At 32.5% G+C, this 13,028-nt stretch carries 6 protein-coding genes; 3 read left to right on the top strand and 3 right to left on the bottom strand.

Annotation, left to right across the window (positions count from 1 at the left end; all coding sequences use genetic code 11):
* Positions 1–370: 370 nt before the first annotated feature.
* Positions 371–5,689, top strand: a complete 5,319-nt coding sequence (locus tag ACE193_RS06960; protein ID WP_375562283.1) for a Calx-beta domain-containing protein — start codon at positions 371–373, stop codon at positions 5,687–5,689.
* Positions 5,690–5,790: 101 nt separating this feature from the next.
* Positions 5,791–6,000 (top strand): PID-CTERM protein-sorting domain-containing protein, encoded by a 210-nt coding sequence (locus tag ACE193_RS06955; RefSeq protein ID WP_375562282.1) that lies wholly within the window; start codon positions 5,791–5,793, stop codon positions 5,998–6,000.
* A gap of 64 nt (positions 6,001–6,064) precedes the next feature.
* Here ACE193_RS06955 and ACE193_RS06950 read toward each other — a convergent pair whose 3' ends face one another.
* Positions 6,065–6,655, bottom strand: a complete 591-nt coding sequence (locus ACE193_RS06950; RefSeq protein ID WP_375562281.1) for a hypothetical protein — start codon at positions 6,653–6,655, stop codon at positions 6,065–6,067.
* Between the two features lie 237 nt (positions 6,656–6,892).
* Here ACE193_RS06950 and ACE193_RS06945 point away from each other — a divergent pair, with 237 nt between their 5' ends.
* Positions 6,893–7,468, top strand: coding sequence for a hypothetical protein (locus ACE193_RS06945; RefSeq protein WP_375562280.1), 576 nt, complete (start codon positions 6,893–6,895; stop codon positions 7,466–7,468).
* On the opposite strand, the gene ACE193_RS06940 is transcribed toward ACE193_RS06945, so the two are convergent.
* Complete coding sequence (locus ACE193_RS06940; protein WP_375562279.1) at positions 7,460–9,715, bottom strand: tetratricopeptide repeat protein; 2,256 nt, start codon at positions 9,713–9,715, stop codon at positions 7,460–7,462. The genes ACE193_RS06945 and ACE193_RS06940 overlap by 9 nt on opposite strands.
* A 121-nt stretch (positions 9,716–9,836) precedes the next feature.
* A complete protein-coding gene (locus tag ACE193_RS06935; RefSeq protein WP_375562278.1) occupies positions 9,837–12,818 on the bottom strand; it encodes a CHAT domain-containing protein in 2,982 nt (993 codons plus the stop codon).
* Between the last annotated feature and the right edge of the window lie 210 nt (positions 12,819–13,028).

Genomic DNA, 13,028 nt, shown 5'->3' with positions numbered 1-13,028 from the left:
ACTAAACTCTTTTCAAGAGCAATTGAGAGAATAAAAAACAAAAAAGCAATCTTAGCAATAAGGTTGCTTTTTTATTGTAAAATAATTCATAACAAAGTATAGGCTAAAGCCTATAAAAATCAATTTTTGTTAAAAAAAATACTAGAAAAAGCAACCTCTTATGAAAAAAAATAGTATATTTATAGGTATATGCTACAAATAACTCCTTGCTTCTAACCTTATAAAAAGTGTATTGCTCGTGCAAAATCATTTTTTAAGTAACTTATATTCTATATAAATCAAGTGAGTATCACTAATATCAAAGATTGAATCAAATTACTTTAACTCAATCATTCAAATTTACTTTTCATACCTAAACTTTATTTGCCTTATGTACAAAAACTACATAATTGGTATTCTTTTATCATTTCTCTTTTTGATAAATCAGAATGCTTATTCACAAAATTGGACATGTGCGTCTAATGATAAACACCAAGAACTCCTATCTGACCCTCAATATAGGGCTACATTTGAAAAAATGCAATCAGATATAAGAAGACGCATAGATGAAAAAATGGCGAATGCTGCCACTCATAGAACAGAAGCAACAGTATATAATATCCCTGTTGTAGTTCACGTAATTCATACAGGAGGAGGAATTGGTACTATCTATAACCCTACAGTTGCTAACATAAATGCAATGCTTGGTAAAATTAATACTGATTTTAGAAATACAACTTTTGGTGCTGATGTAGAAATAAACTTTGTTTTAGCTCAAAGAGATCCTAATTGTAATGCAACTACTGGAATTAATAGAGTAGATGGTTCTGGGCTTACAAATTATACTGCAAATGGAGTAGGTACAGGTGGAGCTGCTGATGCTGATGTAAAAGCTCTAAGTATTTGGTCTAATACAGACTATTATAATATTTGGGTAGTCAATAAGATTGATGGAGCAGATGGAACAAGTGGTACATTTACAGCAGGATATGCTTATTTTCCTGGGGCAAGTCCTAGTGTAGATGGAACTGTCATTCTTGCTACACAGACAAATGGAACAAGTACAACAATGACACACGAATTCGGTCATGCTTTTGCTTTGCATCATACTTTTCACAAAGCAGAAACAGGAGATGATAGTTCAAATGATACTGATTGTCCATTAAATACAGATTGTACTACTCAAGGGGATTTAATCTGTGATACAGCACCACAAGCTGATGATCCTTTTCAATGTACAACGAATAACTGTGGAAGTACAGATGTCTTGACAAATTATATGTCTTATTCTAATTGTTCGGATAGATTTACTCCTAACCAAGTAACTCGTATGCGTACAGCTTTAGAAACCCAACGAGGAGGCTTAATTACTTCTTTGGGAGGGACTGCACCCATTACAGCTCCTACAACTGCTTGTACACCTACAAATACAGGAAATCATAGTGCTATGGGGGTAACTCGTTTTATCTTGAATAATCTAAATTTATCTTCTCAAAGTTCACAGTTTGAAGGAACAAATTATGTAAATAGAGTGTGTGGACAGGGAACAACTCTAAATGCAGGTTCTTCTCATACTATGACAGTTGAAACTTCTATTAATTCACATAATGTAAAAGTATATGTGGATTATAATAATAATGGAGATTTTACAGATGTAGGAGAAGAAATAGCCTCAGGAACTACTGTAGATGTTGCAGGAACAGAAACATTTACAACTACTTATAATGTACCTAATTCTGGCGTATTATTTAATCAGCCTTTACGTTTGCGTGTTGTTGCAGCATCTCAGTTTGATGGTGGTACAGCTACTTCTTGTGAGGTTTTTAGAGGGCAAGCTGAAGATTATTCTATTACTATTCAAAGTGTAGCAACTCCAACTGTCAATTTATCAGTTAGTACAAATGCAGGTTCAGAAGCAGGAACAACAGCCGTTACCGTTACAGCCACAGCATCTAGTGCTGTAAGTGGAGCGCAGACGGTAGATTTGGGTGTTTCGGGAACAGGTATTGCAGCAAGTGATTATACTTTGAGTGGTACTACAATTAATATTGCTGATGGAGCTACAACAGGTACAATAACTTTCACAGTTGTAGATGATGCCGATGTAGAAGGCACAGAAACAGCGACACTTACTATTTCTAATCCCTCATCAGGAATGACTTTAGGAGCTACAACTACACAAGATGTAGTTATTACTGATAATGATGTTTTACCAACCGTCAATTTATCAGTCAGTACAAATGCAGGTTCAGAAGCAGGAACAACAGCCGTTACCGTTACAGCCACAGCATCTAGTGCTGTAAGTGGAGCGCAGACGGTAGATTTGGATATTTCGGGAACAGGTATTGCAGCAAGTGACTATACTTTGAGTGGTACTACAATTAATATTGCTAATGGAGCTACAACAGGTACAGTAACTTTCACAGTTGTAGATGATGCCGATGTAGAAGGCACAGAAACAGCGACACTTACTATTTCTAATCCCTCATCAGGAATGACTTTAGGAGCTACAACTACACAAGATGTAGTTATTACTGATAATGATGTTTTACCAACCGTCAATTTATCAGTCAGTACAAATGCAGGTTCAGAAGCAGGAACAACAGCCGTTACCGTTACAGCCACAGCATCTAGTGCTGTAAGTGGAGCGCAGACGGTAGATTTGGATATTTCGGGAACAGGTATTGCAGCAAGTGACTATACTTTGAGTGGTACTACAATTAATATTGCTAATGGAGCTACAACAGGTACAGTAACTTTCACAGTTGTAGATGATGCCGATGTAGAAGGCACAGAAACAGCGACACTTACTATTTCGAATCCCTCAGCAGGAATGACTTTAGGAGCTACAACTACACAAGATGTAGTTATTACTGATAATGATGTTTTACCAACTGTCAATTTATCAGTTAGTACAAATGCAGGTTCAGAAGCAGGAACAACAGTTGTTACCGTTACAGCCACAGCATCTAGTGCTGTAAGTGGAGCTCAAACGGTAGATTTGGGTGTTTTGGGAACAGGTATTGCAGCAAGTGACTATACTTTGAGTGGTACTACAATTAATATTGCTGATGGAGCTACAACAGGTACAGTAACTTTCACAGTTGTAGATGATGCCGATGTAGAAGGCACAGAAACAGCGACACTTACTATTTCTAATCCCTCATCAGGAATGACTTTAGGAGCTACAACTACACAAGATGTAGTTATTACTGATAATGATGTTTTACCAACTGTCAATTTATCAGTTAGTACAAATGCAGGTTCAGAAGCAGGAACAACAGCCGTTACCGTTACAGCCACAGCATCTAGTGCTGTAAGTGGAGCGCAGACGGTAGATTTGGGTGTTTCGGGAACAGGTATTGCAGCAAGTGATTATACTTTGAGTGGTACTACAATTAATATTGCTAATGGGGCTACAACAGGTACAGTAACTTTCACAGTTGTAGATGATGCCGATGTAGAAGGCACAGAAACAGTAACACTTACTATTTCTAATCCATCAGCAGGAATGACTTTAGGAGCTACAACTACACAAGATGTAGTTATTACTGATAATGATGTTTTACCAACTGTCAATTTATCAGTTAGTACAAATGCAGGTTCAGAAGCAGGAACAACAGCTGTTACCGTTACAGCCACAGCATCTAGTGCTGTAAGTGGAGCTCAAACGGTAGATTTGGGTGTTTCGGGAACAGGTATTGCAGCAAGTGATTATACTTTGAGTGGTACAACGATTAATATTGCTAATGGGGCTACAACAGGTACAGTAACTTTCACAGTTGTAGATGATGCCGATGTAGAAGGCACAGAAACAGCGACACTTACTATTTCGAATCCCTCAGCAGGAATGACTTTAGGAGCTACAACTACACAAGATGTAGTTATTACTGATAATGATGCTGCCACAGGAAATATCACTAATATAGACCAAAGTACATTTTATTCTACCATTCAAGATGCTGTTGATGATGCAAATGATGGAGAAACTCTCAAAATATTAGTGAATGATACATACGACGAAGACGTAACCATTACAAATAAGAGTTTGACATTTACTTCTGATGCAACAGATTATACACAGATTACTGTTACACAAATTATCTTTAATGGAGTAGGAAAAACACTATCAATTTCTACTCACATGGGAATTTCAGAACTTTTAAATATGCAAGAAGGTAATGTTGTAGTAACAGCAGGTAGTGATTTTGCTCTTCATTCAACAATATCAGGAACGGCTATGGTTATCAACAATGGTACAAATACGGTAAATGGCAATGTCATTGCAGAGCGTTATTTGCCTTCTGTTTCTGATTTAGCGAGTGGCTATGATGCTCAAGGATATCACATGTTTTCTTCACCTTTCTCTGATGCAGCTATTTCACAATTTGGCGATGATATGAATTTGGTTTTGAATACGGCTTATAATACAGCAACTGAACCAACATATACAAATCCTTTCCCTACTTTTTATGAATATGACGAAACAAGTGCAGGAACACCAAGTCCGTCAGGTATTTTCAATGCTTTTACGATTGGTTATAAAGTTCCAACGACTGTCAATCTTGGGGTTGGAAAAGGCTATGAAGCAAATATTGCGACAGGAGTTACAGTTGATTTGAATGGAACACTTAATAATGGTGATATTTCTATTCCTATCACACATCAAGGTTTGAGTTATGCTAATGAGGGTTTTAATTTGATTGGTAATCCATATCCCTCTCCAATAAATTGGACTACTTTGATTGGTTTAGCTGGAAATAATGCGTTAGTTAACGATGCTGTTTATATCGACATTCCGACAAGCCAGTATGGAGCTACGTATGCTACTTTCATTAATGGAGCATCTGTTAATGGAGGAAAAGCAGATATTGCACCTTTCCAAGGTTTCTTTGTTCAAGCCATAGGAGCAGGTAATTTGAATGTAACTAATGCTGTTCGTCCAACTACTTATACAGACAGTCGTTTTTACAAAACAAATGGAGAAGAAGGCGAGCAAGGCTTAAAAGAAGGTTTAATCAAACTGGCTATTGAACAAAATGGAAAATTGGATGAAACAGCTATTTATTTTGAATCAGGAGCTACTCAAAAGTTTGATGGAAAATTTGATGCTTTGAAGATTCATAAAATAAATGGAAGTACACCAACCTTATACTCTTATAATGAAGGAATAGAAGAAAATGGACAAAATACTTATTTTTCTATCAATGGATTGAAGGAATTTAATGAAGATATGATTTTACCTTTAGCCATGAATATTGTCAAGAGTGGTAAGCACAAAATTGTCGTTCGTGAAATCAAGTATTTCCATTCACTAAGTAATGTTTATTTGTATGATTCTTTGACAGAAACGTTGCACGATTTGAAAGCAAATCCAGAATATGAATTTGTAGCTCAAGCAAGCAAAGAAGTTAAGCGTTTTGTAATTTTATTCAAAACAGATAAGAATTTTACACAAAAAGATTATGTTGTAGCCTATCCTAATCCAACTCCAAATCAGTTTTCATACAGTTTGAAAAATGATAGAGAAGGAGTACATACGATTCGTCTTTTTGATGCAACAGGTAAATTGATTTTGGAAAGAACACAAGACAAACAAGGTGCATTCTTAGAAGGAACAATCAATCTAGAAAAAGAGGCTTCTGGTTTGTATTTATTACAAATTTCAGACTCAAAGAATACAACGAATGTTCGTATTGTAAAAGAATAATTTTAAATTATTACTTTTATATTTTGCATAAAATTCAAAAATAGTCGTTATCAAAATAATTTGGTAACGACTTTCTCAAAATACTAAACTTAAATATAAACATGTATCAAAAAATAATTCTAACACTTTCTTTATTTTTTATAGTAGGCATCGCTTTATCACAACCTCCTTTTCCTACCTCAAATGCCATAGGCGCACCCATAGACGGAGGTCTTTCTCTACTTTTAGCAGCAGGAGCAGCTTATGGAGCTAAAAAAGTCTATGATTTCAAGAATAAAGATGGACAAGAGGAAGAAGACGAAATGAAATAATCTATCTTCAATAACTATCTAAATCCTTATTTTTTGCTTTTATGAAGTGAGAAATAAGGATTTTTCATTCTCTACTTTTGGTTAGGAAACTTCTCGCTGTCAAGCTATCCGTTTCTCTAATTTCATAATTGATAAATTCTATCCCAAATTTTCTCCATCGATAATTTGCGACTAAAAACTTTCCACTTTTCTCTTGTTCGATGGTTTTGATAATACATTTTTTCTTCATTTCATCTAAAGAATCAATTAAATAAGTAGGAGAAAAATCTACTAAAGGTTTACTCATTCTTGAACCCAACCACAATGGACGTATTTTTTCCTCAATAATTTTAAATAAAAAAAGGCGTTTTCTCTTCTTCTTATCAAAACGAGTTTCTTTAATTACGCCTACCCAAATATCATCTTGTCCATCATTATCAGCATCGGCAATCTCAAAATTATAAACTGGATAAGGTAATTTCCATTCATCTAAAATAATTTTATTTTCTTTTGAATCATTTTTTAAAAAAGTTTGAATTGCAAAGTTGTGTTTGTGTTTTTTACTTTTTTTCTCAACCAAACGAATACCTATTTTTTGTCCGTTTTTTAGAGTAGTGTAAAAAGTATTTTTTTCTTGTTTGTTTTGACAATTAAAAAAAAGAAAAATTAAGAGCAAAAAATAAAAGTAACGCATCATTTAGTTTACAAAAAAGTAGTTGTATTAATCCTGTATTTATCATAAAAATCCTACAACCGATAGCTCGGCGAAGCCAACTACGAAAGTACTCAGCGAAGCTAAATCACTCGCTAATCCTACTATAAAGTCATTGAATTTATTTTTATCTAAACAAGAAACAACTAATTTACGTTTTTATAATCAAAATCCTATCTCAAGCCACTTACAGAATACATTATGCACGATATAGAACCCTTTTATGGTTGGGAATTTTCTTACGATGCGAATACAGATGAGCGTTCGCCTTTTTTTGAAGCTGAGTATGATACCAATCAATATACCAACACCATTTACGGATATTATATTCATCCTTACTGGGATTTTATAGGCTCTGAAACACTTTATGTCAAGGTTTTGATGGCAGATTATCATCGCAAATTTGTAATTTTGGAGCTTATAGGAGAATGGAACGATGCGCTACACAACGATATTATGCACCTCAAACGAAATGTAATTGATTATTTTACAAATGAAGGTGTCAATCATTTTATTTTGATAGGAGAAAATATCCTTAATTATCACGGTTCGGATGATGAATATTACGAAGAATGGTTTGAAGATGTAGAAAATGGCTGGATTGTATTATTGAATTTTAGAGAGTTTGTACTTAGAGAAATGAATGCTTATAATTTAGATTCTTATTTGATTTGGGGAGGGATTTTGGACGAAATGGATAGTTGGCGCACCACAAATCCCCACAAACTATTTGAATTTGTGAGGAAAGAAGTTGAAAAACGAATTGCTTTATTTTAGAGTTGATTCTATTCTTTCTTTTAAATATTGAACTCTAGTGTTATCTTCTTCAAACTTATTCGAATAAATAGAAAGAGCTTCTTGTAAATGTGTTTTTTCTTTCTGTTTGTTTTTTTCTAAAGCAGCCAAATCAGCATAAGTAACTTCAATTTCTCCAAAATTTATATGATTTTTATCAAAAAAAGTAGCATTGATTTTGAAGGCTTCATCAATATGATTTTTCGCATTATCAACTTCTCTTTTATAAACATATAGTTTTGCCATATTGAGATGAACAGTCGCTAAAGAAGGTGTTGGTTTTTTGAAAATATCTTTATACATACGTAAAGAATAATGAAAAAGACTGTCTGCTTTTACATATTTCTTATTTTCTATCTCTACCAACCCTATTCCATTGAGTGTGATGGCAACAGTATTGCTTTTTATGGAAGAATACTCAAGATTTTCTCCAACTATTTTTTCATAAATTGTCTTGGCTAATTCATTATTTCCCATAGCATAATTTATATAAGCTATCTTATTATTTATATCGTCAAATTCTGTAATGGTTTCATTTAGTTGCTGATATTTTTGTGTTGCTTCATTGACATATTTTGCAGCTTTGTTTTGCTTATACTGATTAATATAAACATCTGCAAGTTGTGATAAGAGTTCTATTTCTTCATAGTTAGATTCATTTTTTAGTTCTCTATTAATTTTTAATGCTTCTTCATACTGCTTTTCTGCCATTTCATAGTTACTCAAAAGAAGGTTTAAACTAGCATAGATAGAAAGGTAATTTACATAATGTGCATTTACTTTGGTAAAATTATTTTTAGTAATTGTCAAAGCTTCTTTTATGTTTTTTTCTGCGTACTCGTATTTTCCTACTGCTCTATTTATTTGACTTAACAAAGCCTTACACTCAGCAATATTTAGTATTTCATTTATTTCTATATTCTCATATAATTGTATGGTTTCTGACAAAATAGATTCTGCTTTTTCGTATTCATGAAGTTGAAAGTGTAGAAAACCATAATAGAATAGATTCTGTATGTATATTTCACTTTCCTTGTTAGTTTCATAAAAGAAAGCTTTCTCAAAACTCTGAATTGCTTGGTCTGATTCTGCTAATTTTGCGTAATTAAGAGCTATTTTTGAGTAATATCCTGCAATACTAGTTCTATTTTCATCATTTAGAGAATCTCTTAAATTGACTTCAATAGAATAACTATATTTTTCGTTTGCTTCTTCATACAACTGTTGTTTAGTCAAAGAATTTCCCAATAAAATATAGGCGTATGTTATATCGCTACCTTGAAGATTATCTAAGGATTTTGTTAATTGAATAGCTTTATCAAAATATTCATTTGCTTGTTCATACCTTCCCATATAACTCAATGTATTAGCTATATTAGCAAAAGAAATGATGTTTTCTTTTTCCCAAAAGCCATTATTTAGGTTATAAATCATCAAGAACTTATGAGCTATTGTATAGTTTTTTAGAGCTTCTTCTGTCTTTCCTATATTATTATTATGGTTTGCTAAATGATTATAAGCCGAATAAAGCCGAGAATACATTGCATTCATAGCCACCAAATCTAATCCTTTTAGAAAAGTAGTATCTACTTCTCCAGGGCCCAAAAATAAAGGGTAATCAGGAAATTTAAAGCCCTTTCTTCCTTCTAATTCAGCTTTTAAAGCATACTCAATAGCTTTTTCATAATTCTCTTTTTCTATTTCTTCTCCTGCTTTTGTATGATATTTTGCCATATTCAGATTGTGTTGTAACCAATCTCTGTTGATATTCATCGCACGTATCAAATCATTGTAAGGCGAAAAATAAACAGGTGTATAAAAGAAAAAGCAAGTAAAAAGAAGAATAATAAAAGAACGAATCAGAATTAATTTGTTTGATTTTACAAAATCAGTTTCATTCTTTTTGACAAAAAATAAAATAGACAGAATTACAAAAAATAGAACATTTAGGAAAGGAAGATAAAATAGAATAGCATTCTGAACAATCATTATCCTAGTCCAAAAACCAATAAGTGCAACGCCAAAAACAAGTCCTCCAAAAATAGAAATAATTGTATTTGTTTTTTCTTTATTTCTTAAAACCCAATAACCACCAACAAAATAAGAAAGAGATAAAAGTGTATTTGATACCAGTAGAGAAAATGAAGTAAAGTTTATATCTATTTTGAAAAATTGGAGGATAATAGTAATAATGAATAAAGCAATAACAACAATTTCGTATAATTTCATGGAAAATATTTTTTGAATATTTAAATAAATTAGATTTATGTATGTACGTTGTTTAGGTTTGAATAGTTTGTTATATTCTTAAATTAGCTTAAAAATTGTTGATTATCAATGCGTTATTTTTTTACTTCTCAGTCTGTATCAACATAAAAGCACCCCAAAAATAAGGTTCTGGATATTCTTTTTTGAGTTTTTCTTGTGCTTCTCTGAATGCTTTATTTACATCTTTTGTTGTCGCCCAATTTTCATAAAAATAAGTCATTAGTTTTGCTGTTGCTTCATCGCTCACTTGCCAAAGGCTCATAATTGTCGATTTTGCACCTGCTAGTTGAAAGGCTCTTTGAAGTCCATAAACGCCCTCACCTGCTTTTATGTCGCCCAAGCCAGTTTCACATGCACTCAAAATTACAAGTTCTGTTCCTTCCAAATTTAATCCTCTTGCTTCGTAGGCTGTCAAGATTCCGTTATTGCTTTCTGTGGTTTCTTTTGATTTTTTGGTGTCTAAAGCTGATTCTGCATTTGTAAACATCAAACCCGAACGCAAAAGTGGATTCTGACGAACTTGACTTGCCTGTAAACCAAACGAACGAGTATTTTCGCCAGTAGAAATTGCATCATCTGGCAGAAAATAACCATGCGTAGCAATATGCAAAATATGTGGATTTTGAATCGATTTAATCGCTTTTTCATCTGCTGAATTTCCTAAAATAATCTCTGTTTTTTGTCCATTTTTTTGTAGTAATTTTTGGATTGCTTCTACTTCAGTTTTCGTTCCAGGGAGGGGAGGAATTTTTCCTGTATTTCCATAATTCGGAAAACCTACCAAAACAATTTTATTATTCTTGACAGAACTCGTTTTGCTTTTTTCTTTTGTCAAATCCTTCAAATTATTCAAAAAAACAAGATTTTGCTTATCAATAACATACGAACCATCGTCAAGACGAAGTGTATTGAGATTGATTTGATTATAAATTCCATCTAAAGAAACAAATATTTTTTCAGTTGATTCTTCTTCTTTTATTTTTTCCAATTCGTCATAAATCGATTTCCAATAGGCTGCAAAACTTTCTTCGTCTTCTATTTTTATTTGAATGGTATTTCTATGATAATTAAAATCGCCTTTGTCTAATTCAGAGCCATTTTTTAGAATAATAAGTTTTGGGGAATCAAAATTTGGAGTTCCTAATAAAGCGACATACTGTGTTTCTGAAAGTTTATTATTCTTCTCTTTTATGTCGTGTTTTGGAAAAGAAATAATATCTACAAAAGCTGTTTTTTGTGGTAATGCGTTTTTGATGTCTTGGTAGGTTTTCAAATCACTTTCTTTGAAAAGTTCTGGCAGACTTGCAGATAGGTTTTTTTCAATTTGATTAGTTTCCTTTTCTAGTGTATTTCTATCAATTCCTTGTTCTTTGAGTTCTTCTGGCGTGTAGGCATAAAGCTCAATAAGCTGTTCTCTATTGCTAATCCATTTTTGATAATCGTCTTTTAGTTGTTGATTATCCGATTTCAAAACTCCTTCCTTAATTTTATTTGTTGTATTGAGTAAAATCGCCTTTGTAGCCAAATGTGCATTGTGCATTTGTGTAACAAGGGCAGGATATTTATTTGGATAGTTAGTTTCTGTATCAGTTACAAAACTATAAAAACGCAAAAAAGTAGGACGGATTTTGTCCCAATAACGTTCCTTTTCAGTTTCACTCATGGCAGGGAAATAATTCTTTATAAAGTCGTAATTATGAGAAATTACGTTCTCAAAGAGAATTATGCTTTGTTCAATTTTATCTTGTTTCCAATATAATAAAGCCAATTCTTCTAAGGTTTCTATGGTTTTGATATGATTTTTTCCAAGCTGATTTACTCTAATTTCTAAGGCTGTTTTTAATTGATTTTCAGCTTTATTTAATTTTTCATTGCTTTCAAAAGTCCTGTAAAATTGCCCCAAATAATGACTAGCAGTTGCGTAGGATAAATTATCATTTCCTAATTTTTTCTCATAAATTCGTTGTGCTTCCAAGAGTAATTCTTCCGTTTTGTCATTCTTTCCCATTTCCAAATATAGAGCAGCCAAACCTGTCAGCATGCGTGCCAAATCTGGGTGATTACGTGTTCCGATTCGTTTTTCTTTTAATTTTATACTCTGTAAAAAAAGTGTTTCTGATTCTTCATACCGTTTCATTTGTTGGTATAAAAGAGCTTGATTTATCAAAAAACGTTGATAAGTATTCGAATTTCCTTTTAAACTCAAAGCTGCAATTTCTAATGCTTGTGATAAATATTTTTCGGCTTCTCTATAACGCCCTAACTCTTGAAATAAAATGGCTTGATTATTCAAAACAATCGCTGAAGAAACCGTTTGATTATTTTTATTTTGAGATTGAATGGTTTTAATTTTTTCAAATTGCTTTTCAGATTCACTATAAAGTCCTTTGTCTTTCCAAATCATTGCTTGATTATTTAGTGCAGCCGTATAATTTTCATTTTCTTGATTGTTAGAATTTGAGCTTATTTCTAAGGCTTTTTGAATATATTTTTCAGCTTCTGAAATCTGTTTGGTAGAATAATAAAGCAAACCTAGATTATTGATAAGTTTTGGATAAAGTGGATGTGAAGTTTTATTTAAACGACTAAATTCTTGCTCTGATTTCAAAAAATGTTGTTCAGCTTTTTTATAAAAACGAGCAGACTGTGCCATTTCTCCCAAATCATAATAATCTTTTGCAGCTTTAAGAGGGTCATTTTGTTTTTCGCCTGTTATTCCAATTTCATCAGAAAAACGCATCAAAAGTCGTTTTGCTTTTTGTCCTGTTTGTTTTTCTTCGTACAAATCAGCATTATCAATAAAAGCAATAGCATAACCAAAAGTAGAAGTATCATACGAACTTCTTACTTCTGTAAATTCTTCATCAGTTAGATTTTCGGCTTTATTTTCTACCTTGTCTTCTGTTTTATCTATGATTTTATCTTGAAGCTCATTTTTCTTGTCTTCTGCTTTTTTCTTGATTTTGTCTAGCCAACCTTGTGCATATAGATTAGGGGCAAATGAAAAATGAAATATAAAAATAAGCAGGAAAAACAATGTCGATAAAAATGATTGCTTTTTCATAATTGAGTGATTTTGATGAGATTAAATTTGGTGTGATTTTATAAATAAATTACGATTAACTTTAATGGAATATTGCAAATTTGGGTTTTATAGAAAATTATAAAAGAGTTGATTAGTTTATTTGAAAATTCATCTCAATCAAAACAATTTATAAATCAAGTTTGTTATATTAGCAGAGATTTTCAAAAATCTATTTTTTTAACTTTATTT

It is taken from the genome of Bernardetia aquimarina, assembly GCF_042180575.1.
Classification (GTDB): domain Bacteria; phylum Bacteroidota; class Bacteroidia; order Cytophagales; family Bernardetiaceae; genus Bernardetia.
Note: the sequence above shows the minus strand (reverse complement) of the source record. Positions and strands in the feature narration are given on the sequence as shown.